This window comes from Lujinxingia sediminis (assembly GCF_004005565.1).
GTDB classification, from domain to species: Bacteria; Myxococcota_A; Bradymonadia; order Bradymonadales; family Bradymonadaceae; genus Lujinxingia; species Lujinxingia sediminis.
The window spans coordinates 140,191-162,565 of record NZ_SADD01000005.1 but is presented as its reverse complement, the minus strand read 5'-3'; the positions used below and the strand labels follow the sequence as shown (position 1 = coordinate 162,565).

The window sequence follows — 22,375 nt, the reverse complement described above, 5'->3', positions numbered from 1 at the left end:
CTCTGCCAATCTAATACGCAGAGGGAAGGGATGGCAAAGCGTTTTGCCCCGGGGCGTCGATCTGCGCGATCCGCGCACGCAGAGTCCTGTGGCGCCCCCATTCCGGCAGCTCCATCTTAATCACGAGGTCGCTGTCGAGCACCTGCCCCCGCTGCACATCCCAGATCAGGGTGCCCTGACCTGCCCCCTTCACGTGAAGCGCGCCGCGTGATGAGCGATCCCGAACCTCTCGAAGCTCGATCGTCAGGTGACGCTCGATCCAGAAGACAGGTCTGCCACCGTACATCATGTACTCCCGGAGGCGATCTTCAACGTCCACCCTCCCGATCAGGTGTGTCGTAAGCGACGAATCCCCGGTGACTGCGAGCACCCCGGCGTCATCCAGGCGGTAACGCCAGCGCTCACCGGCAAGCTGCGCATCCAGGGGAAAACGTGGCGTGAGCAGCCGGTGTAGCTCCTCAACCAACGCCAATCCCCACGCCCCGGCTGCCTGCGCCGATCGTCCCCGCTCCGAGCGACCTCCACCGCCCATCCGGTCGTAGACACGCTGATAGACCGCCCCCTTGAGCGCCCGCTCCTCCTGGGCGGCGCGAAACCCGAGCACCGGCCCCCCCGGCCCCCGGACTTCCAGCATGGCCGACTCCACGTCAACGCGTTGACGCAGCTCCTCGCCCCCCGCACTCAGTTCGTTCGTCCATCGCGACCTCGCCACAAGATCCAGCCCGCTTGCCACCCCGCCCCCCGCGCCAGCGTGCTCCCAGCGCGCGCGCAACTGGTAGTGCACAGGAGGATGACTCGAATAACGCAAGGTGAAAGGTTCGCCGGCAACCGGCGTGCTCTGCCAGTCCGGCGCGAGAGGCGCTGGCATAAAGGCCCCGGCGGGGGGGGATGCGAGCTGGACGCGATCGGTGCTTTCAGGCGATTCCAGAGCCCAGATGCCAGCAAGCATCGCCACCAACCACGCCCCGAGTACCATCGGGTAGCGCTTTGGGGCCTCTATGACCTCGCCATCAGGGGTCTGAACATTCTGCACGACGCGCTCCGTTGTTCTCACCAGTCTTGACGCTAGCGCATGCCAGGCGCGATCTTCAACGCCGCCATCTCCCCCGGCCCTCAACGAGCACTTGCGATGACATCACGACGTTTTGAATGCACCCGTTGCCAGCAATGCTGCGCGCGTCCCGGCCAGGTCGAGTTTAGCGTACCGGAAGTCTTTTTGGCCGCGTCATTTCTGGGCGTGCCGCCTGACGAATTGACCGAAGCCTACATGCAACCCCGGGGCGCGCACTGGGTCATCGCCGTCGACGACGTCTCTCCCTGCCCCTTTCTGGGGAAAACAGGCTGTGAGATTCACCCGGTCAAGCCCTCTCAGTGTCGCACCTACCCCTTCTGGCCCGAGCTCCTGGAGGAGCCCGGCGCCTGGCAGGCTGAAGCGGCCTGGTGTGAGGGCATCGGACGCGGCCCGGTCTACGACGACGATGCCATCGCCGCGATCCTCGATGGAGAGAGCGACACCCTGGAGAACGACGTCGACCCCACGTGAACACCGCCGGGGCCCCTGGCCCGGCCACGCCGGCCAGGCGCCTGGCTCTCCCTAACCGAGCACAGCCGCAAAGGAGAGCACTGCCTGGTACACGCGCCCCCGCGCGTCTTCAAGCTCCTCCACGCTGAGCTTCCGTGTCCCCAGACCGAGCAAAAGCGTATCGACCGGCTTGACCTCCTGCTCGCCAGCCGGGTGCGGGCGACGCGAGGTTTCTAACCCTTCTCCGGGCACCACTGCACCGAAGATCCCGTCGGTGTCGCGGTAGGGCCAGTCGCGCACAAGCTCAAAAAAGCCCCGCGCGGCCGCAATCGCCTCGTCCCGGGCCAGCTCTCGCACCGTCGGATAGGCGCCCCGCTCGGTGGCCGCCAGATCAAAAAAGGTACGAATGAGCCTCGGATTGGTGATCACCAACCCGTAGAGGTAGGAGTCGGGCACCGCCGCGATCACAAGCTCAACCTCCTGGCGTTTGAGAACCGCATGCGCCGCGCAGAGGTAATCCTCACAGATGAAGCGGTCGTAGACGCCACAATCACGACCGTCGACCCCCTGATTCTGGAGCGGATGCACCAGACACCCGACGCGCCCGGTGGGGTCGAGCCCGTCGAGAAGCCCCAGAAAAGGACAACTCGCCAGCTCCCCGAGCAACTTCACCTCGGGCGGATCTTCCCACCGCACACGAAAGGCCCTCAGGGAGGCTTCATCCTCAACTGAGGCATCCCTGCGAAACGCCCGGGTACGCTCGACCAGGCGCGCCATCAACGCGGACTCATCGCTCTTGCGATGGTTGTACATCCCGCAGCAGGCACCGCAGCTCTTCTTGCCGTCGGGGTGACACAGCGCGCGCCTGGCGCTGCTCTCTGAAACGCCAGCATCCACCCTCAGTCACACTCCTGCTGGGCGTTGAGCAGACGCGCGCCCTGAGGCGCCTCAAACTCAAACCCGCTATCAGGCAGGTTGCGGTTAACCCGAGTGTTTTGAAAGACGATCTCATTGGTGTTTCCGTAGGGATCGTAGACCGTCGTTCGGGTCACCTGGAAGGTCTGCGGATCGACACGAAAGCGCAGCTCCCGGTAGTGCGGTGTGGGCTCTTTCGGGGTGAGCTTGAGCTCGGGGGCCTGAGCCGTGGAGCGCTCGCTGAGCTCAGCATCGAACTCCTCAAGAAGATCCCCCTGCCCCATCAAAAAACGCAGGCTCGTCGGCAGCTGGCTGTCTGCGAGGCATTGCTTAAACACCTGCTGAAACTCGAACTCATAGATCCAGAACGCCGAACCGTCACTCACCAGCACGCGTTCTCGCTGGGTGGCGTCGGTGGGGCTGTAATAGTCCCAGCGCATCTTGCCAGGCTTCTTGAAGTAGACGCGCCCACGCGAGCGTTTGCTCTCACCGGCAGCGATGTCGGTGTAGGTCTGGGCGAAGGCCGCCTGAAAATCGCTCGTCTCCTGGTAGAAACGCTGGACCCGACGGGCGACATCATCGGCACTCATTGCCGCCGGAGCTTCGGCCGCCTGGCTGCCCTCACCGCTCTCCTGGGCCAGCGGTTGGCTGAGCGCGGTGAGCGCCGCGAGAGAACCCGCCGCGGCCGCCGCTGCGATCTTCATCCAGGGTGTCATCATCGCACGATCCTTCACGCTAACCTCTCATTAAGTTCAGGTGCGCCCTCCTCTCAGAAGAGCGCCTTCAGGGCTCGGGTGTAAGACGCCGGCCCCGTCGAATTATTCGCATACGCATCGTCACTCAACCGCCTTCAACCAGCCGAGGCCGATGCGGCACTCAGGAAACGAGCTCCTCGGAAGCATCCTGCTCCGCGCTACGCCGCTCAATCTCCACGCTGATAATGCGCTTGGCGTCGGCTTCAATAACGCGGAACACCAGATCGTTCCACACGATCTCGTCGCCGGCCTCCGGCACACTGCCCGACTGCGAGAGGATAAACCCGCCGAGCGACTCGTAATCGGGGTGCTCGGGAAGTTCCATATCGTAGTACTCTTCCAGATCGTAGATCGGCACCCGTGCGTCGGCCATCACTCTGGCCTCATCGATGGCGATGATCTGGGCCGGTTCTGTGTCGTACTCATCCTGAATATCGCCGAAGAACTCTTCGATGATGTCTTCCAGGGTGATCAGGCCCGCCGTACCGCCAAACTCGTCGACGACCACCGCCATATGAATGCGGTTGATCTGAAACTCCGCCAGCAGATCCGCGATCCGCTTGGTCGCCGGCACAAAGTACGTCCGACGCAGAAGTTTGCTCAGCTCAAAATCCTGACGCGACGCCATCAACTGAATGACATCCTTGGCGTAGAAAAGCCCCACGATGTCGTCGATCGTCTCCCGATAGACCGGGATCCGGCTGTGCCCGCACTCCATGAGCACCTCCAGCACCTCTTCGAGGTTCGTCTCCTCGGGGATGGCCACCATATCGGTACGCGGGACCATGATCTCACGGACCACGGTATCGGGGAACTCGAAGACCGAGCGCAGCAAGCGCTCGCGATCCTCGGGGATCTGCCCCTCCCTGGAGCCCACGTCGATCATGTACTGCAACTCCTCGCTGGTAGCGTAGGGCTGACGCTCATCGACACTACCGCCGACAAGTCGCATCACCCCGGCGGCGAGCGTGTTGAAGAAAAAGGTCGCCGGAGCAAAAAGCGCCACTGGAATCCGCATCGGCCACATCACCACCGAGGCCAACTGCTGGTTTCGCACCCGCGCGATCGTCTTCGGAGTGATCTCGCCGAAGGTCAAAAGCAGGAAGGTCATCGCGCCAACCGCCACCGGGATCGCCCATTGCGAGGCCGCCGTCGAACCCAGAAGGCGCGCGGCAAGGTCGGTGGCCAGCGCGGAGGCCGTGATGTTGAAGATGTTATTGCCGATCAAGATCGAGGTTAGCACCACCAGCGGTTTATCCCGCCAGAGCCGCAACGAACCCACCCCTTTTTCCTCGATCAATCGCTCCGTCTGACCTTCGCTCAACGAGGTGAGCGCGGTTTCCGAGCCTGAGAAGTACGCAGAGCCTAACAAGCAGGCAATGATGCCGATGACTTCCGCTATGACAACGTCCAACGCCGTCGACCTGGGCTAAAGTTGATCCACCGCGGGGCGGCCCTTTTAAGGCAGAGCCCTGCTTCCTGAATCTGCGGCGCGAGCACAATGCCCGGCCAAAACGACGATCCAGAATGAGGAGCGATACCACGGTAACGCTCCTCAGCCCCAATTATTTCAGAGCGTCGCGCCGATGTCGATCCTCACGAGCCCCTGAAACGTATGCGTAACCTCACAAACCCGAGGTCTTTCGCCGGAATCAGGGCGCCTCTGTTTATTTAAGCCGGCAGTCCTTCCCCACTCCCTGACATCTCACCAACGAGGCATCCTGGCCAGCCCGTCGCCCGCGCGATCCGACCTCCCCCGACGTCGGCCTACTCCCGGCTCAAGGGCCCGGACGTCGCCCGGAGTCAGGCGCCCCCTCGCGCCCCCCCCCCTCCCTGCGACAAGCTGCCACAGCACGGCAAGGAATGAGCCTGCGAGAGGCCCGCGTTGGGCGAGTGTTGCGATTCGGACGCCTCCGTGCCACAAGAGGCCCGGGCCCGGATGGGCCAACATTCGTCACGGTGCGCCCCAGGGCGCATCCCTTCTCCCGCTTGCACCTGCGTCCGGCCCCCATGACTGCCCGAAGTCCGATACGCCGCCTCTTTCCCATCCTCCTGCTCAACATCACCGGATTTGCCATAGCCATCCCGGTGTTGCCTGCCATGGCCGAGGCACTCGGTGGCACTGCGGTGGATGTGGGACTGCTCTACGCCACGCAGTCGCTGGGGCAATTCATCATGGCGCCGATCTGGGGCCGCCTCTCCGATCGCATCGGTAGAAAACCGGTGCTCATGGCGACCTTTCTGGCGGCAGCACTCCTTGAATTACTCACCGCCCTGACGATGAGCCTGCCACTTCTCTATGCGGCTCGCTTTACCGCCGGGCTCTGTGCCGGCAACGTCGCCACCGCCAGCGCCTTAATCGCTGACAGCACCGACGCCAGGGGTCGCAGCCGCGGCATGGCGGTGATCGGCATCAGCTTCGGACTGGGCTTTACCCTGGGACCGGCCATCGGCGCGATCGTCGGAACGTTTGCCCGGCCGGGTGCCGGACTGATGGGAGCGGGCCTGCCCTTCGCAGCCAGCGCTGTACTGAGCCTGCTCACCTTCGTCCTGGCGGCCTTCGTGCTCATTGAGCCCCCGGCCTCCAGGGAGACCCGACGTGCCAACCGCGTGCGTTACCGTCCGGCGCGTGTCAGCGAACATCTCAGAAACGGTCCCATCTTCGCACTCTGCGCCCTCTTCTTCATGTACACCGTGGCGCTTGCCGTCCTCGAAGGAACCTTCTTTCTCTACATGTCAAAGACCTACGGTTACGACATCGTCGAGGTCGGGTTCATCTTCGCAGCGATGGGCGTAGCCATGGCGATCTTCCAGGGAGGTGTCGGTCCGATCTCTCGCCGACTCGGGGACCGACGCATGACCGGTGTGGGCCTGGCGGCTCTGGCCATCGGCCTGGCGCTCGCGCCGCTTAACCCCTCACTTCTCTACCTCTTCGTGATGCTCGGACTCGCCACGATCGGGCGAGCGCTGGTGCATCCGGGCATCCTCTCAATGACCTCCCAGCAGGCCGACGATCCCGGACATACCGGTCAGATCATGGGCATCCTGCAGTCTGCTTCAAGCCTGGGACGCATTGCCGGACCGGCCGCCGGCGGCGTTCTCTTCGCCGCACTCAGCCCCTCCGCTCCCTTTGTACTCTCGGGCGTTCTGCTCGGGATCACCGCTGCCCTGTGGTGGGTCATCTGGCCGCGCCTGCGCCCGAAACACCAGCCCGCATGATAGCGCCCGGCCCGTAGCCGGAACTTATGCGTCAAATTGCCACAGCGATTCGCTCCTCTCCCAACTGGCTCTTGAGCAGGGGCGCTGCTACCTTCTGCCTCGTGAAGTTCGGCAACGCAAAATACGGGTCTTTTCAACACCTTGCCCCCAACCGGGGGTAACCTTGCGTTATTGCTGGAATATTTCACACACAACTTACCCGGACTCGTCCAAACTCACTCTCGCCGCGAAAAATCAAGGCGAAACGCGATCTTAGGCGAGGACATAAACGTATTGACAAGCTCGCGCAGCGCATGTGAATAAGGGCCTCGTTTTCGAAGGGCATTTTGCTCTTATTGAATCTGGCGCCCCGCGCCTGCTCGACGAAGTTATCCCATCGGTTCACGGAGTCGTTGGACGTATGAATGCTCGTTATCTGACCATCGCTGGCATCCTGGTGCTCGCCGCCGCGATCGGGTTCTCGGCCTGCTTTAATCCCCGGCAGGGCTACGCTCCCGAACAGCCTATCGCCTTTAGCCACCAGCTTCATGCAGGGATCAATGAGATCCCCTGTGGCTACTGTCACGTTAACCCCGGCGAAGGCCCCGTCTCGGGCGTCCCTTCGGTCAACACCTGCATGAACTGTCACTCGCAGGTCAAAACCGAGAGCCCCGAGATCCAGAAGATCCATAAGAGCTGGCGCGAGGGCACCCCGATTAAGTGGGTCAAGGTGCACGACATGCCTGACCACGTGCAGTTCAGCCACACCCCGCACATTACCCGAGGCATCGACTGCTCGGAGTGCCACGGTGCGGTTAACCGCATGGACGTCGTCGAAGTGACCAACCCCTTCAACATGGGTTGGTGTGTGGACTGTCACCGACAGCCCCAGCACAACGCCCCGATCGACTGCGTGACCTGTCACTACTGATCCTCACACTGCGCGGCGTCTTCCAGGGCGCCAGGCGCAGGTGTGCGATCTCAGTTGAAGGCGCCCCGAAACCTGAGACGGCGCCGAGGAAGTTTTCACTCAACGTCAGGTCGGACTGCGTCGCATAGACCACCGACCCGTCTGCCCCACGAATGGCCGCTATGAGTAAGCACCTCAAAGATCCCGATCTTCCCAAGCACTCGGAACCGCAACCGGGCGCCTCGGCGCTTTTGCGCGCCGACGCCCAGGGCGATGTCACGCTGAGCTTCTCCGACGGCTCTGAGCCTTTGAAGATGAACCGCCGTGACTTCCTGCGGGTGAGCAGCGTCGCTGCGGCCACCGCGGCGATGAGCAGCGCGGCGTGCCGTCGCCCCGTGCGCGAGATCGTTCCCTATGTCGATCGCCCCGAAGAGGTGCGCATTGGCATGTCCAACCACTACGCCAGCGTTTGCACGGCCTGCCCCTCGCAGTGCGGCATGCTGGTGAAGTCGCGCGCCGGTCGCCCGATCAAACTCGAAGGCAACCCGCAGCACCCTGTTAGCCAGGGTGCTCTCTGCGCTCGCGGCCAGGCCTCGTACATCGACCTCTATGACCCGGATCGCCTGCGTGACGCGCAGCGCGTCAGCGGCGAGAGCGTTTCGGCGGTCAGCTGGGAAGACATCGACTCGCAGGTTGCGGCCAAGCTCAGTGAAATTCGCGGCGGCGGGGGACTTCGTATCCTCACCGGTGCGGTGCACGGTCCGGCCACCGACGCGTTGATCGCGGAAGTGACCTCCAGCGTGCCCAACGCGCGTCACTACACCTATGAAGCGCTCGGTGACGACGCGATGCTCGCCGCAAACGAAGCTTCGTTCGGCAGCGCCCACGTTCCGCACTACCGCTTTGATAAGGCCAGCCTGATCGTCTCGTTCGGCAGCGACTTCCTGGGCACCTGGCTCTCCCCCTCGGAGTTCACCCGCCAGTTTGCCAGCCGTCGTAATCCCGACGCGGACATGTCACAGCTGATCGCGTTTGAGTCGACGCTCACCCTGACCGGTATCAACGCCGACCAGCGTGTTCGCGTTCGTCCCGACGCGATGGTCGATGTGGCGATGGCGGTGGCGCATCAGCTTTTCACCGCACACAGCCCGAAGGGTGTTCCCGCCGGCGCGGTGCGCCAGGCGTTGAGCGCGTTCACCCCGGCCGCCGTCGTAGAACGCCTCGGTGGCGATCTGAACGTGGCGATCATTGAAAGTGTGGCGCAGAAGCTCTCGCAAACCGCCGGTAAGTCCATTGTTGTCGCCGGCGGTAACGCCAGCGCGACGAGCAACGGCGTTGCCCTGGAGAGCGCGGTCAACCTGATCAACGCCGCGCTTGGCAACGACGGGCAGACCATTGAGCGCGACCGCCCCAGCTACGGCGCCGCCGGTTTGGCCCAGCTGAAGGCCCTCATCGCTGAGATCGAAAGCGGCGATGTCGACATGCTCATCATCAGCGGGACGAACCCGGTCTACTCGGCCCCGGCTTCGCTGAACGTCGCTGAAGCGCTGGCAAAAGTGCCCCTCGTGATCAGCACGTCGACGCACTTCGATGAAACCGCTCGCCAGGCGCACTACGTCGCCACCGGCTGTCACTCACTCGAAGCCTGGGGTGACTCCAACCCCCGCGTCGGTGTGCATGCGATTCGCCAGCCGGCGATCCTGCCCCTCTACAACACGCGTTCCTTCGAAGACAGCCTGATGACCTGGTTCGGCACCGCCGAGCTCAGCCGCACGCTGGCCGCCTTCATCCCTGCCCCGCCGCAGCCTGCAGGCAACCATCCCGGCGCGGGTCAGACCTACGATACCGGCCCCTTCTACCGCTTCCTGCGTGATTACTGGCAGCGCGAGGTTTATCCGAAGGCCGACTCGCTGGCGAGCTTCGATCAGTTCTGGCTCGCGACGATGCGCGAAGGCGTCTACCTGAGCAACGACGCACAGACGACACCCTCGCTGCGCGTGAGCCAGACGGTCGCCAACCTGCCCTCCGCTCTCACCGAGATTGCGGCCGCCGACGATCTGGGCAGCAAGGTCCTGCAGCTCTTCGCCTCGATCCCGCTCTACGACGGTCGCCAGGCGAACAACGGTCACCTCCAGGAACTCCCCGACCCGATCTCCAAGCACGTCTGGGGCTCCTACGCGATGGTCAGCTACAAGACCCTCAAAGGTGCCAAGCTCAAGAACGGTCAGTACATCACCGTTCAGGTCGAAGGTGGCCCCGAGTTGAGCTTCCAGGTGATCATGGTTCCGGGCATGCACGATGACGTCATCGGCATCCCCCTCGGCTACGGTCGTACCGCAGCCGGCGATGTCGCCAATGGCGTGGGCGCCAATGCCTTCAAGCTCTCCCTGAGCGGCGAAAACGGCGTGCTCTACTCGGGCATCAAAGCCACGATCAAGAAGACCGATAACGTCGAAGTCCTCTCCACCGTGCAGCAAGGCAACGTCATTGATGTGGACTACCACCGCATCATGGCAACCGCCGAGCTCAAGGAGTACCGCGAGAAGCCCGACGCCGGCATCCACCACCCGGTTGCCACCAAGAACCTCTGGGAAGATCACGACTTCGGCAACCTCAAGTGGGGCATGTCCATCGACATGTCCAAGTGCACCGGATGCTCGGCCTGTGTGATCGCCTGCCAGGAAGAGAACAACATCCCGGTCGTCGGCCGCCAGGGGGTCCTGGAAGGTCGCGAGATGCACTGGCTTCGCATCGATCGCTACTACCAGCTTCCTGAAGAAGCGGTGAAGATCCGCTCCTCGGTCATTGACGATCCGATGTACAGCTCCGAGCCCGAGGTCGCCTTCGGTGAGTACCTTGCGAACCCCCGCGTTCTGATGCACCCGATGCTCTGTCAGCACTGTGACCGTGCTCCCTGCGAGACGGTCTGCCCGGTGCTTGCAACCATGCAGAGCAGCGACGGCCTCAACCAGATGAGCTACCAGCGCTGTGTCGGTACCCGCTATTGCTCCAACAACTGCCCCTACAAAGTGCGCCGCTACAACTGGTTCAACTACTCGGAGAACCGCGGAGACACCTTCTTTGCGCGCCTCTACCCCGAGCTCAAAGAGCACGGTCGTCTCAACCAGACCGAGCCGCTTCAGCTGGGGCTTAACCCCGACGTCACCGTGCGTACCCGCGGGGTCATGGAGAAGTGTACCTTCTGCGTCCAGCGCATCCGCCGCGGTAAGTGGGAGATCATGAAAGAAGGTCGCCGCTCCTTCCGCGAGGGTGAAGTCGTTACCGCCTGTCAGCAGGCCTGTCCGGCCGGTGCCATCGACTTTGGCAACGTCCTCGACGACACCCAGACCGTCTCGAAGATGCACAAGTCACCGCGGGCGACCTTCGCGCTGAGCGATATCAACACCCGCCCGGCGATCGCCTATATGACCAGCATCTGGAACACCGACGACGAGCTCGTCTAAGCACCTATTGTTGTCGGGGCCCCCTCTTAGGGTGCCCCGGTTCCCCGATGTTTTGATCCACTGACGCTCCAAAGAGTTCCGGCATGAAACAGAGTGAACTACAGGGACGCCCCCGGGCTGCCGAAGCCGAAGGGCCTTTTGGCGGCCCGTTGGCCCGGCGAGAGCCCCTCGTCGCCGATAATAAGACCTGGGCGCAGGTCGATGATGACATCGCTCGCCATACCGAGGTGATGCCCACGGCCCGATGGTGGGCGGTGTTTGTACCCTCGGTGTTGCTGATGCTTGTCTTCCTCAGCTCGCTGGGTGTTGCCATCGGTACCGGTATCGGTACCAGCGGCATCAGCCACCCGGTCGGCTGGGGTGTGTTCATCATCAACTTCGTCTTCTGGATTGGTATTGGACACGCCGGGACGCTGATCTCGGCCATCCTTTTCCTCTTCCGGCAGAACTGGCGTACGGCCATTAACCGCTCGGCCGAGGCGATGACGATCTTCGCCGTTATGGTCGCCGGTCTCTTCCCGCTTTTGCACACCGGCCGCCCCTGGTTTGCCTACTGGCTCTTCCCGCTTCCCAACGGACGCGGACCGCTGTGGGTCAACTTCAACTCGCCGCTTCTGTGGGACGTCTTCGCCGTCTCGACCTACGCGACGATCTCGGTGGTCTTCTGGTACGTCGGTCTGGTGCCTGACCTGGCCACCATTCGCGACCGTGCGAAGCACCCGCTGCGCAAGAAGATCTACGGCATCTTGAGCCTGGGCTGGACCGGTGGAAACCGCTCCTGGCGCCACTATGAGGCCGCCTACCTGATGCTGGCCGGTCTGGCCACGCCTCTGGTCCTCTCCGTGCACACCATCGTGTCCTTCGACTTCGCGGTTTCCGTGATTCCGGGTTGGCACACGACGATCTTCCCGCCCTACTTCGTTGCGGGCGCGATCTTCAGTGGCTTCGCGATGGTCATCACGCTCACGATCATCCTGCGTCACGTCTTCGACCTGAAGAGCTACATCACCATCAACCACCTGGAAGCCATGGCCAAGGTCGTGCTGCTTACCAGTGGCGTGGTCGGCATCGCGTACCTCACCGAGTTCATCATCGCCTACTACTCGGCTGTGCCCGCGGAGCGCTTCCACTTCGCCAACCGTATGTTTGGCCCCTATGCCTGGTCGGCCTTCATCATGTACGGCTGCAACATGGTGCTCCCGCAGCTGCTGTGGTTCAAGAAGCTGCGTCGCTCCATCCCGGTGCTCTTCATCCTCTCGCTCTTTGTGAACCTGGGTATGTGGTTTGAGCGCTTCGTCATCGTCGTGACCGCGCTCCACCGCGACTTCGTTCCCAGCTCCTGGGGCATGTACAACTTCAAGGCGATGGACTGGCTGCTGACCATCGGGTCGTTCGGGATGTTCTTTACCCTCTTCCTGCTCTTCGCCCGCGTGCTGCCCACCATCACCATGTTCGAAGTTAAGGCTGTCATGTCGCCTGAAGAAGCTTCGCGCAAGAACCGTAAGGAGGTCGTCGGTGGCTAAGGACAAAGAGACCAAAGAGACGCTGGAAGAAACCAGCGAAGAGACCGCCGCTGAGGCCCCCGCAGCCGAAGCGAAGGCCGACGAGAGCACGACTGTGAACGACGCAGACGACAAAAAAGAAGAAGACGTGGCCGAAGAAAGCGCCAGCTCTGACGAAGCCTCGGCTTCTGACGAAAGCGAAGCGGCTGTGGAGGCGTCCGGTGCCGACGAGGGCGACGAGGCCGATGAGCCTTCGGATGAAAGCCTCAACGGCGCCGGTGACGGAGACGTCCCGCCGAGCGCGGGTGATGTCACCGACGAAGAAGGCATGAAGGGTATTGCTGCCTACTTCGATCTGCCCGACGACCTGATGCTTGCCGCCGCGCACACGCGTGACTCCAAGTACGATGCCTTTGAGGCCTACTCGCCCTTCCCCATTCACGGGATGGACGACGCGATGGGTCTGGGCCGCTCCTGGATTCCCTGGGTGACCTTCGGTGCCGGCTCGGCGGGTTTCCTGACCGCCAACGCGCTCCAGTTCTTCATGATGACCCTTGACTGGCCGATGATCGTCGGCGGCAAGCCCTACGCGCCCTGGCCTTCCTTTGTGCCGATCATGTTTGAGCTCACCGTGCTCTTTGCCGGTGTCACCACCGCGCTGGTGATGCTCATCGCGGCCGGTTGCTTCCGCAAGCCCTTCATCATCGACCCGGAGATCTCCAAGGACCGCTTCGTGCTGTGGATCTCCGCCGACGACGACGCTTTTGATGCCGATGAAGTCCGAGGCTTTCTCGAGACGCTCAATCCGGTTGAAATTCGAACCATCACGAAAGGCGCTTAATCTCATGAGCATTCCAAGCACGCTAAAAACTCGCGTCGCTGTGACCGCGCTGGCCCTCCTGGGCGCCTCGTTCGTGGGCTGCATCTATGAGGTAGGGATCCCGGCCGACGGCAGCAAACCCTTTGGTGAGATGAACCCCATCGAAGGCATGCATAACCAGACGAGCTACAAAGATCAGGAGGCCCAGCCGGTCTTCCGCGATGATCAAATCGCCGGGATGCGTACACCGCCTCCGGCCACCGTTGCGGTCAACGGCCTGCTTCGCCCCGACCAACCCAGCCCCGACGCCAGCGCGCAGCTGGTCAACCCGGTGCCGGTCAACGCACAGAGCCTGGACTACGGCCGTTTCCTCTACCGCACCAACTGCTCGGTGTGTCACGGCAGCGAAGGTGCCGCCGATGGCACAATTGTCGTCTCGGGAGCCTACGGCGCACCGCCGAGCCTTCTGACCGACAAGCTGCGCGGCTACGAAGACGGACGCATCTACCACGTGGTCTCCTACGGCCAGGGCGCGATGTGGGCCTACAAGAACAACCTCACCGATATGGAACGCTGGGCGGTTGTTAACTACGTGCGAGCCCTGCAACGAGCCGACTTCCCCGAGCCCATCGACCTGGATCGGATGCGCGACCAGTAACCCCATTTGACTCACGGACGCGCACAGCGCTCTTTGAACGACCGTTGAATTAGCATAGAGGCAAACTCCAATGGCTCACTCATCTCACCACCACGACATCGCGCCGCCTAAGCGCTTCGAGCTCCCCGGGGGCTTCCAGACAGCCGGACTCGCGCTCTTTGTGCTGGGCCTTGTGGTCTTTGTGGTCGGTCTCCTTATGGGAGAGTACAACGCGGTGCGCGCCTGGCGCGGCTACATCATCGGGTTCTGGTTTACCTTGAGCCTGGGACTCTCCGGCCCCTTCTTTATCGCCACGCAGTACCTGGCCAAGGCCGGTTGGAGCGTCGCGATTCGCCGTGTACCCGAAGCCTTCGGCGCGTTCCTGCTGCCGGTCATCGTCTTCGGTGCCATCGCACTTCTCGGTGCTGAATCCCTCTTTAAGTGGCTCCCGGCCGATCCGGCTGAAAACAGCTACATCGACGCTGTCGTCGCCGCGAAGAGTGGTTTCCTCAACTTCACCGGCATCGCGCTCACGACCATCGCTTCGACCCTGGCCTGGTTTGGCTTCTACACCTGGATGCGTCGCAACAGCCTTAAGCAGGATGAAGTCGGCGGCTACAAACTTACCCACACCAACATCTGGGTAAGCGCGGGCTTCCTGCTGGTCTTTGTTATCGGGTTCTCCTTTATGACCTGGTACTGGATCATGTCGTTCAACGCGCACTGGTACTCGACGATGTTCTCGGTCTACGCGTTCGCCGGCCTCTTCCAGTCGGGCCTGAGCGTGATGGTTCTGATCATCCTCTACCTCAAGCGCCGCGGCTTCTTCGGTGATACCGTGGGAACCCAGCACATCCACGACATGGGCAAGCTGGTCTTCGCCTTCACCGTCTTCTACGCCTACATCGCGTTTAGCCAGTTCCTGCTGATCTGGTACGCAAACATCCCTGAGGCCGCCGAGTGGTACGTCCACCGTACGACCAACGGATGGGGCTTCTTCCTGCTCATTCTGCCCTTCATCAAGTTCATCATCCCCTTCCTTCTTCTGCTTCCTCAGGAGCATAAGAAGAACAAGAACAACATCCTGCAGTACGTGTGCGGTTGGCTGATTCTTACCCAGCTCTACGAAGTGTGGCTCTGGGTGGCCCCCTACCCCTCGATCAAGGGTAGCTACTCGCCGCTGTGGCCGGTCTTTGAACTTCCGATCGCCCTGGGCTTTGTCGGCCTCTTCATCGTGGTTGTCGGTCGCGCCCTGGCCAAGCACAACCTGGTGCCTCTCAAAGATCCCTTCCTGGCTGAGAGCATCCCGCACTCCCACGACCACCTCATCTACCCCAATGGCAAGCCGGAGTAAGTGCTACTTTATCCGAACGCTCTTGAGGTTCTGGCATCCACGCTCTTCGCAGTGACGTCATGAAAAACGCTACGCTTAAAAATGGTCTTAAAATCGCGCTGGTCACCGGCGGCATGGTCGCCCTGATCCCGACTGTCTACGGACAGGGCATCGGGTTGCAGACCCTCGACCGCATGCTGGTGCCGACCCCCCAGAAGATCGAACGCGGGGAGAAGGTCTTCGCCGAACAGTGTGCTACCTGCCACGGTGACCAAGGCCGCGGTGGTGCCGAGCTTGCCGAGCGCAACGGTGCCCAGGGTTTTGTCGGCACTGCGGTGGAACGCTCAGGTCTGGAGTCGATCTACAGCGTCGTCGCCCACGGCTACGCCACTGAGAACTTCGAGCATACGCCCTTCAATAACCTGTTCTTCCAGGATCAATGGGCCGTGTCGCACTACGTTCACAGCCTGATTGACACCCCGAACCCGGTTCCGGCCGAGCTCGCTGAGCGCATCCGTCGCGAAGCCGAATTCGGCGTATGCGATCCGGAGATTCGCGTGGGTATCGCCGACCTGGTCGAGCCCTCGGGTGACGAGCAGCTGGCCAAGGGAGAAGAAGTCTTCGCCCAGCAATGTGCCTCCTGCCACGGCGCCCAGGGCAAGGGCGATGGCCCTGCCGGCGGTGCGCTCAACCCGCCGCCGCGTAACTTCGAGGCCCCTCCCGCCGACTGGACCAACGGCACCAGCGCGCTGGCCGTTTACAACACCCTTTTCGCGGGCATCTCCGGAACCTCGATGCCGGCCTACGGCCACCTCCCGGAAGAGGAGCTCTGGGCACTCACTCACTATGTGCGTGAGTCCTTCATCCCGGCACAGAACCAGGAACCGGCCACCGACGAACAGGTTGATGAAGTCTGCCGTTCGCTCAGTGCTCCGCCGCGTCCCGACGCCATCCCGGTCAACGACGCGATGCGCTTCCTGGCCGCCGACGCTTCCGAAAGCCGCCTGATTCGTCTCGGGCAGTACGGCGATCCGGTGCTCGCCACCGACGCCGACGCCGCGGCCGGTCAGCAGATTTACGGTCAGACCTGCGCCAGCTGCCACGGCAGCCAGGGCGCGGGCGCCCGCAACGTTGGCCCCTATGGCGCGTTCCCGCCCTTCCTCTACATCAACGTGGGGCGTCTCGTACCGGCCTCCGTCGGTGGTACCTACCAGGATGTCGCGGCGCGAACCATCGGTGGTGTGCACTCCACGCTTCCGAACATGAGCCCGGCAGCTTCGCTCTCCGAGCAGAACTGGAAGGATCTCCAGGCGTATATCGCAGGCTTTGAAGGCGAAGGTAGTGACCGCGTACGTACGCAGCAGGCCATCGAAGACGTCACTGTTCCGGCCGATGGCGATGCAACCGTGGCTCCTGCTGAAGGCGCTCCCGCTGAGGAAGCTCCGGCCACGCAGCCCTGATACTGATACGTTCGTCGCCTCTGAGGCGGCGAGCTCATTGACTCCACGCTCTGCGTTATGAACGATTCAACCTCCAGTCAAACGTCGCAGATGCTGGGCCTCGCGCCTCCGACGAACGGCAACCTTATGAGTAAAAAAACCATGAGCGGCTCTTTCAACCCTCGTCACCTCAAGCGCGCCGCGCTGCTCCTCGCGATCACTCTGGCGCTGCTGATTCCGGCGACCGCCTTCGCGGTACCCGGCTCCGGGGACTTCATCGCCCACTACAGTGAGAACGGTCGTCAGATGACCGGGCTCTACAACATGATCGCCAAGATTTGTCTCGGGGTGTTGATCATCGTTGAGGTGGTGCTTGTGTCGGCGATCATCAAGTTCCGCCGTCGCAGCGATGATGAGCGTCCCGTGCAGAACCACGGCAACCTGATGCTCGAAGCAGGTTGGACCTCCGCGGCGGTGGTCTTTCAGATCTGGATCGGTGTGGCCACCATCAACGTGATGTTCGCCACCGAGGTCATCCCCGATGACATCGACATGACCGTGGAAGCCGTGGCCTATCAGTGGGACTGGCAGTTTGTGTACCCGGATCATGGCGGACTGGTGCATGGAGACCTGGTGGTTCCGGCCAACACCAACGTCAAACTTGAGGTGACCTCTCGCGACGTCATCCACTCGATCTTCGTGCCCGACCTGGGCATCAAGATGGATGCCGTCCCCGGTCGATTCAACTACTGGTGGTTCCGCGCCGACGGCCCGGTCAACCAGGTTCGCGTCGATGGCTTCGCCACGGTGGAACGCCAGGAGCGTGAGTACGTGACCACGCGCCCTGACTTCATGCAGACCCGCGATGACGCCACCGCCAGGACCATCTCCGGCCTGGAGCAGCGCGTCTCTTACCTGGGCCGCTCCCGTACCGTCGAAGAAGTCTCGCCCTATGCCGGATACAACGCGATTGAGTACCAGGGCACCTGTACTGAACTCTGCGGCCTGGGTCACTGGGACATGTACTTCCGCGCGGTGGTCATGACCCCGTCGAGCTTCCGCCAGTGGGTCTTCGATATGCAGAACGCCGTGACCGAGGCCAACGGCCCCGACGTCTTCGCCGCGCGCTGCGCCACCTGCCACGGCGACAGCGGTCAGGGTCAGGGCGAGCAGTTCCCCACCCTCGTTGGCGCTGCACGCGTGGTCGAAGAAGGCCAGAAAGACTCGCACATCCAGCTCGTGCTGCAGGGCAAAGGCGTGATGCCGGCCTTCGGCCAGATTCTTAACGACGCGGAAGTCACCGCAGTCGTCAACCACGAGCGTCTCAGCTGGGGCAACAGCGGCGGCGAAGTCACCGATGAAGACGTCGCGCGCGTTCGCGAATCGCTGGGCCTTCCGCCCTTCCCCGCCGGTGGCGTTGAACCGACTCCTACGCCCGACCTGATGGCCGCCGGTGAGCGCGTCTACGAGAGCTGCGTCAGCTGCCACGGTCGTCAAGGACAGGGCCCGGACTACATCCCGTCGCTTGCCGGGAGCAGCAAAGTCAACGGTGATGTCGCAGCCCTGGCTGAACTTCTCATCAAGGGTGCCGACAGCGACCAGTGGCCCGGTGAGAAGACCCCGGTCGCTCGCTCCATGACCGACTTCCAGCTGGCCTCCTTGCTGACCTACCTGCGAGGCTCCTTCGGCAACGAAGGCGAACCGGTGCAGCCTGGCGACATCGAGCGCATCCGACGCGACATGAACTGAGACGTTTGAGCACGGCACCCCACACGGGGTGCTCTACCGACAAGACTTACACTTGGGGCAGCTTTCAGCTCCCCATGCAGGCTAAATAAGCGGCGAGGCATCGCATCATGGAAATCAAGGCCAAAGGTTACCTGTCTCCTCTCTCCGAAGAGGCCAAGACCTCCCTGTGGGTCTACCTCAAGGAATGGATGTGCACGACGGACGCCAAGCGTATCGGGGTGCTCTATCTTATCTTCGCCACCTTTATGGCGATCTGGGGCGGCATCCTCTCAGTCATCATCCGTTTGGAGCTCGCCCAGGCCGGCCCGGACATCATCACCGACGCGGCGTTCTACAATGCGCTGCCGGGGATGCACGCCACGGCGATGATCTTCTTCTTTATCATCCCGGCGTTTACCGGCGTGGCCAACTTCATTGTACCGATTCAGATCGGTGCGCCTGACATGGCCTTCCCCAAGCTCAACCTGGCCGCGTTCTGGATCCTGCCTCCGGCTGCGATTCTGACCTTCGCCGGCTTTTTCATGAACAGCCTCCCGGAGTTCGGCTGGACGGCCTACCCGCCCCTCTCCAACTCGGTGTACTCGCCGATCTGGGGTGCGGACTTCTGGGTTGTAGGCCTGATTCTGGTCGGGGTGAGCTCGACCCTGGGTGCGGTGAACTTCCTTGCGACCGTCTTCAACATGCGCTGCAAGGGCATGAAGATGTTCCAACTGCCGCTCTTCACCTGGGCGATGACGGTCACCAGCTTCCTGATTCTGGCGGCTACTCCGGTGCTTACCAGCGCGCTGCTGATGCTGACCTTTGAGCGCATGTTCCCGGGCGTGTTCTACTTCTTCAACCCGGCCGGTGGCGGTGACCCGATCCTCTACCAGCACCTCTTCTGGTTCTACTCCCACCCGGCCGTCTACATCATGATTCTGCCCGGCTTCGGCATGGTCAGTGAGGTCATCCAGGTCTTCAGCCGCAAGCACATCTTCGGTTACGTCCTGATGGTCTGGTCGATGATCGCCATCGCCGTGCTCGGCTTCCTGGTCTGGGCCCACCACATGTTCGCCACGGGCATCGCGCTTGAGATTCGTGTCGGCTTTATGTTCCTGACGATGCTGATCGCCGTGCCCACGGGTATCAAGATCTTCAGCTGGCTGGCCACAATGTGGGGCGGCTCGATCAAGTTTGACACTCCGATGCTCTTCGCCGCGGCTTTCCTGGCGATGTTCACCATCGGCGGTCTCTCCGGCGTCGTTGTTGCCGCAGTTCCCGTTGATATCCAGCTCCACGACACCTACTACGTTGTCGCCCACATTCACTACGTACTCGTGGCCGGTTCGCTGATGACCGCCTTCGCCGGCGTCTATTTCTGGTTCCCCAAGATGACGGGCCGCTTCTACAACGAGCTCCTCGGCAAGGTGCACTTCTGGCTCACCGCGATCTTCATCAACGTGACCTTCTTCATCCAGCACTGGCTGGGCATGAAGGGGATGCCGCGCCGCTACTACGACTACGACCCGGCGTTTGAGCTCGCCAACCTGATCTCCTCGGTCGGTTCGGTGGTGCTCTTCCTGGCTCAGTTCATCTTCATCGCCAACATGCTCTGGAGCTGGCGCAAGGGTAAGGTGGCCGAAGACAACGCCTGGAAGGACGGCTTCACCCTGGAGTGGCAGATCACCTCGCCGCCCGACCATCACAACTTCCATCACGAGCCCTACTGGAAGCCGCTTGTCCGCCAGCACGTCGGCCCCGACCAGCCCGGCGGCCTGTGGCATCGCTACGACGACTGATCTTCGCAGGGGGTGGCGCCGCTCAACCGCGCGGCGCCTCTCACCTCGGTCTCACCTGATTTAAGCTATTGACTTAAGAGGTCCTTGAAATGGCATCACAAAACGCCTCCCTTGCGGCAGACTCCATGGTCGGTGAAGAGTCGTTGGGTGTAACCAACGGCAAGCTGGGCATGTGGGCATTTCTGGTCATGGACGCCATGACCTTTGCCGGCCTGCTGGCCGGCTACGCCCGCCTGCGCTGGACTCCGGGCAGTGACTGGCCGCTTCCTATCGAAGCGTTCGGATTCACAGGCATCCAGCTCACCGCGCTCAACACCTTCATCCTGATTTGCTCCAGCGTCTCGATGGTCCACGTCCTCGCCGAGCAGATGCGTGGCAACATGGAGCGTGCCCGGAAGTGGATGCTCTTCACGATCGTCGGCGGGCTTATCTTCCTGGGCATCCAGGGCTTTGAGTGGACCCACCTGATCATGGATATGTGGCCCTACCTCTTCGATGAGGGCTACGAGGCCGCCTACAGCGTGAACTTCGCGGCGACCTTCTTCATCCTGACCGGCTTCCACGGCCTGCACGTCTCGGTCGGTGTGATCTACAACGTGATCATCTACCTGGGTCTTCGCAGCGGAAAGATCACCAAAGACGACACCTCTGTTGTTGAGATCGCCGGGCTCTACTGGCACTTCGTTGACCTGGTGTGGATTCTGGTCTTCACCTTCGTCTACCTGATTTAAAGGTGCCCCGGCGCCTTGTGATACGAATCAACGCTTTCACAGGACTTTGACATGGCTTCTCACGACGCAACGAGTGATCCGAACGAGGGCTGGGGCTGGGGATTTGACTTCCTCTACAGCCAGTACATGTGGGTTTGGCTGGCGCTGCTCATCCTGACGCTGGTTGAGGTGGTGATCCCTGAGCCGGAGATCATCGGCCTGAGCTTTCAGTTCTCGCGTCCCTTTGTAGTGATCTCCCTTATCGGCCTGGCGCTGGTAAAAACTTGGATGGTCGCCTGGTACTACATGCACCTGATCGCCGAGCGCCCCTCGATCATTCTGATCGCCTGCGCGCCCTTTATGTTCTCGCTCTTCCTGACCATTGGCATCTTCCCGTGGAACGGAGGCTGAGCGAAGAGGACGACGTCCTCGCTTAGCGAGCCCCGAACATTCCGTACCCCGCCACCCTTAACAGGGTGACGGGGTATTTGTTTTCGGGATGGAAGTCGCGACAATTTGCCCTCTTGGCTTGAAAGTGTGTGCCGCTCATGATTAGTTTGCGGCGCTCCGGGCTCTGGCATATGAGCCCTGGCCCCTCCCGCACCACCCCCTTCGATGAGTCTGGCGATGCAAGGCGTTCAACGTTTTCTATTTCTGGCGCGCGAGTTTGCGCAGCTGACCAAGCCGGGCATTCTTCGCCTGCTGGTGATCACCCAGTTCTGCACGATGCTTGTCGCCGCAGGCGGCGTCCCCGATGTGTGGACTGCGATCTGGGCCACGGTGGGTACCGTTATGATTTGCGGTAGCGCCAACACCATCAACATGGTCTGGGACCAGGACATCGATGGCCTGATGGGACGCACCGCCCACCGCCCCCTGGTGGTGGGAAGCATCAAACCGGTGCATGCGCTGATCTTCTCGGGTGCCTTAGGGTTGAGCGCGGTCTTGATTCTGACCTTCCTGGTCAACCCGCTCGCTGCGCTCATGGGGATCGCCGGCCACGCTTATTATGCAGTCATCTACACGATGTGGCTCAAGCGTAGCACGCCGCAGAACATCGTCATCGGTGGAGCCGCAGGCGCCTTCCCCGCGCTGATCGGCTGGGCAGCGGTTACCGGTGAATTGAGCGTAACGGCCTGGCTTATCTTCGCGATTGTCTTCTTCTGGACCCCGCCCCACTTCTGGGCGCTGGCGCTCTACAAAGACGTCGAATACGGCAAAGCCAATGTGCCGATGATGCCCAATGTGCGGGGCCATCACACCACCAAGTTGCAGATGCTCGTCTACATGCTGCTTCTCCTGGGTACTTCGCTGGCTTTGAGCCTGACCGGAGATCTCGGGCTGATTTACCTGGTTGCCGCCGTGGTGCTTGGCGCCGGGTTCACCTACTGCTGCATTCGCGCTGCGTTTGATACCTCGGATTACTGGGCCAAACGCACCTTCGCGTTCTCCATCATCTACCTGGGACTGCTTTTCGCGGCGATGTCCTTCGACAGCCTGCAGACCCACTACTTCACCGAGCGTCATTACCTGGCGGCGATCGAGCGCGATGCCGATCGTATCCGCGCGGAGCAGGATATCGATGAGATTCGACGCCTGCATAACGCGGCGTCAGCCCCCGTACTGACCTCGACCCCCTGAGC

General features: G+C 62.0%; 18 protein-coding genes. 14 read left to right on the top strand and 4 right to left on the bottom strand.

Annotated features, from left to right (window positions below):
* Nucleotides 1–10: 10 nt before the first annotated feature.
* Nucleotides 11–1,033 (bottom strand): hypothetical protein, encoded by a 1,023-nt coding sequence (locus tag EA187_RS11035; protein WP_127780296.1) that lies wholly within the window; start codon nucleotides 1,031–1,033, stop codon nucleotides 11–13.
* A gap of 96 nt (nucleotides 1,034–1,129) precedes the next feature.
* Here EA187_RS11035 and EA187_RS11030 point away from each other — a divergent pair, with 96 nt between their 5' ends.
* Nucleotides 1,130–1,543, top strand: a complete 414-nt coding sequence (locus tag EA187_RS11030) for a YkgJ family cysteine cluster protein (protein ID WP_164856200.1) — start codon at nucleotides 1,130–1,132, stop codon at nucleotides 1,541–1,543.
* Between the two features lie 51 nt (nucleotides 1,544–1,594).
* On the opposite strand, the gene EA187_RS11025 is transcribed toward EA187_RS11030, so the two are convergent.
* The 3 genes from EA187_RS11025 to EA187_RS11015 all read right to left on the bottom strand — a co-directional run bounded on the left by EA187_RS11025 (nucleotide 1,595) and on the right by EA187_RS11015 (nucleotide 4,606).
* Nucleotides 1,595–2,419, bottom strand: coding sequence for a hypothetical protein (locus EA187_RS11025; RefSeq protein ID WP_127780294.1), 825 nt, complete (start codon nucleotides 2,417–2,419; stop codon nucleotides 1,595–1,597).
* Between the two features lie 2 nt (nucleotides 2,420–2,421).
* A complete protein-coding gene (gene lolA / locus EA187_RS11020) occupies nucleotides 2,422–3,156 on the bottom strand; it encodes an outer membrane lipoprotein periplasmic chaperone LolA (RefSeq protein WP_115604254.1) in 735 nt (244 codons plus the stop codon).
* A gap of 157 nt (nucleotides 3,157–3,313) precedes the next feature.
* Nucleotides 3,314–4,606, bottom strand: a complete 1,293-nt coding sequence (locus tag EA187_RS11015; RefSeq protein ID WP_115604252.1) for a hemolysin family protein — start codon at nucleotides 4,604–4,606, stop codon at nucleotides 3,314–3,316.
* A gap of 596 nt (nucleotides 4,607–5,202) precedes the next feature.
* Between EA187_RS11015 and EA187_RS11010 the strand changes: the two genes are divergently transcribed.
* The 13 genes from EA187_RS11010 to EA187_RS10950 all read left to right on the top strand — a co-directional run bounded on the left by EA187_RS11010 (nucleotide 5,203) and on the right by EA187_RS10950 (nucleotide 22,373).
* Nucleotides 5,203–6,411, top strand: a complete 1,209-nt coding sequence (locus EA187_RS11010) for an MFS transporter (protein ID WP_164856199.1) — start codon at nucleotides 5,203–5,205, stop codon at nucleotides 6,409–6,411.
* 400 nt (nucleotides 6,412–6,811) lie between these two features.
* A complete protein-coding gene (locus EA187_RS11005) occupies nucleotides 6,812–7,321 on the top strand; it encodes a cytochrome c3 family protein (protein ID WP_115604248.1) in 510 nt (169 codons plus the stop codon).
* 161 nt (nucleotides 7,322–7,482) lie between these two features.
* Nucleotides 7,483–10,764: a 4Fe-4S dicluster domain-containing protein gene (locus EA187_RS11000; RefSeq protein ID WP_164856198.1), complete on the top strand. Its 3,282-nt coding sequence runs from the start codon at nucleotides 7,483–7,485 to the stop codon at nucleotides 10,762–10,764.
* Between the two features lie 83 nt (nucleotides 10,765–10,847).
* Nucleotides 10,848–12,287, top strand: a complete 1,440-nt coding sequence (gene nrfD / locus EA187_RS10995) for an NrfD/PsrC family molybdoenzyme membrane anchor subunit (RefSeq protein WP_127780292.1) — start codon at nucleotides 10,848–10,850, stop codon at nucleotides 12,285–12,287.
* Nucleotides 12,280–13,107 (top strand): DUF3341 domain-containing protein, encoded by an 828-nt coding sequence (locus EA187_RS10990; protein ID WP_127780291.1) that lies wholly within the window; start codon nucleotides 12,280–12,282, stop codon nucleotides 13,105–13,107. Before nrfD ends, EA187_RS10990 begins: the two co-directional genes overlap by 8 nt.
* 4 nt (nucleotides 13,108–13,111) lie before the next feature.
* Complete coding sequence (locus EA187_RS10985; RefSeq protein WP_164856197.1) at nucleotides 13,112–13,744, top strand: c-type cytochrome; 633 nt, start codon at nucleotides 13,112–13,114, stop codon at nucleotides 13,742–13,744.
* A gap of 70 nt (nucleotides 13,745–13,814) precedes the next feature.
* Nucleotides 13,815–15,077, top strand: coding sequence for a phospholipid-translocating P-type ATPase (locus EA187_RS10980; RefSeq protein ID WP_115604238.1), 1,263 nt, complete (start codon nucleotides 13,815–13,817; stop codon nucleotides 15,075–15,077).
* 59 nt (nucleotides 15,078–15,136) lie between these two features.
* Nucleotides 15,137–16,516, top strand: coding sequence for a c-type cytochrome (locus EA187_RS10975; RefSeq protein WP_127780290.1), 1,380 nt, complete (start codon nucleotides 15,137–15,139; stop codon nucleotides 16,514–16,516).
* Nucleotides 16,517–16,642: 126 nt separating this feature from the next.
* Nucleotides 16,643–18,244, top strand: a complete 1,602-nt coding sequence (locus EA187_RS10970) for a cytochrome c oxidase subunit II (protein WP_164856196.1) — start codon at nucleotides 16,643–16,645, stop codon at nucleotides 18,242–18,244.
* Between the two features lie 107 nt (nucleotides 18,245–18,351).
* Nucleotides 18,352–20,022, top strand: coding sequence for a cytochrome c oxidase subunit I (gene ctaD, locus EA187_RS10965; protein ID WP_115604233.1), 1,671 nt, complete (start codon nucleotides 18,352–18,354; stop codon nucleotides 20,020–20,022).
* Nucleotides 20,023–20,111: 89 nt separating this feature from the next.
* Complete coding sequence (locus tag EA187_RS10960) at nucleotides 20,112–20,753, top strand: cytochrome c oxidase subunit 3 (RefSeq protein WP_115604231.1); 642 nt, start codon at nucleotides 20,112–20,114, stop codon at nucleotides 20,751–20,753.
* A 51-nt stretch (nucleotides 20,754–20,804) separates the two neighbouring features.
* Entirely contained in the window at nucleotides 20,805–21,143 is a 339-nt protein-coding gene (locus EA187_RS10955) for a cytochrome C oxidase subunit IV family protein (RefSeq protein WP_115604229.1), read from the top strand.
* Between the two features lie 216 nt (nucleotides 21,144–21,359).
* On the top strand, nucleotides 21,360–22,373 hold the full coding sequence (locus tag EA187_RS10950; RefSeq protein ID WP_206524261.1) for a heme o synthase: 1,014 nt from the start codon (nucleotides 21,360–21,362) through the stop codon (nucleotides 22,371–22,373).
* Nucleotides 22,374–22,375 lie beyond the last annotated feature (2 nt).

Excerpts from the sequence above, each read along its gene's own strand:
- EA187_RS11005 (WP_115604248.1), top strand. The coding sequence starts at position 6,812 with ATGAATGCTCGTTATCTGACCATCGCTGGCATCCTGGTGCTCGCCGCC.
- EA187_RS10950 (WP_206524261.1), top strand. The coding sequence starts at position 21,360 with ATGCAAGGCGTTCAACGTTTTCTATTTCTGGCGCGCGAGTTTGCGCAG.
- EA187_RS10960 (WP_115604231.1), top strand. The coding sequence starts at position 20,112 with ATGGCATCACAAAACGCCTCCCTTGCGGCAGACTCCATGGTCGGTGAA.
- EA187_RS11030 (WP_164856200.1), top strand. The coding sequence starts at position 1,130 with ATGACATCACGACGTTTTGAATGCACCCGTTGCCAGCAATGCTGCGCG.
- ctaD (WP_115604233.1), top strand. The coding sequence starts at position 18,352 with ATGGAAATCAAGGCCAAAGGTTACCTGTCTCCTCTCTCCGAAGAGGCC.
- EA187_RS10985 (WP_164856197.1), top strand. The coding sequence starts at position 13,112 with ATGAGCATTCCAAGCACGCTAAAAACTCGCGTCGCTGTGACCGCGCTG.
- EA187_RS10970 (WP_164856196.1), top strand. The coding sequence starts at position 16,643 with ATGAGTAAAAAAACCATGAGCGGCTCTTTCAACCCTCGTCACCTCAAG.
- EA187_RS11010 (WP_164856199.1), top strand. The coding sequence starts at position 5,203 with ATGACTGCCCGAAGTCCGATACGCCGCCTCTTTCCCATCCTCCTGCTC.
- EA187_RS10955 (WP_115604229.1), top strand. The coding sequence starts at position 20,805 with ATGGCTTCTCACGACGCAACGAGTGATCCGAACGAGGGCTGGGGCTGG.
- EA187_RS11000 (WP_164856198.1), top strand. The coding sequence starts at position 7,483 with ATGAGTAAGCACCTCAAAGATCCCGATCTTCCCAAGCACTCGGAACCG.
- lolA (WP_115604254.1), bottom strand. The coding sequence starts at position 3,156 with ATGATGACACCCTGGATGAAGATCGCAGCGGCGGCCGCGGCGGGTTCT.
- EA187_RS10975 (WP_127780290.1), top strand. The coding sequence starts at position 15,137 with ATGAAAAACGCTACGCTTAAAAATGGTCTTAAAATCGCGCTGGTCACC.
- EA187_RS10980 (WP_115604238.1), top strand. The coding sequence starts at position 13,815 with ATGGCTCACTCATCTCACCACCACGACATCGCGCCGCCTAAGCGCTTC.
- nrfD (WP_127780292.1), top strand. The coding sequence starts at position 10,848 with ATGAAACAGAGTGAACTACAGGGACGCCCCCGGGCTGCCGAAGCCGAA.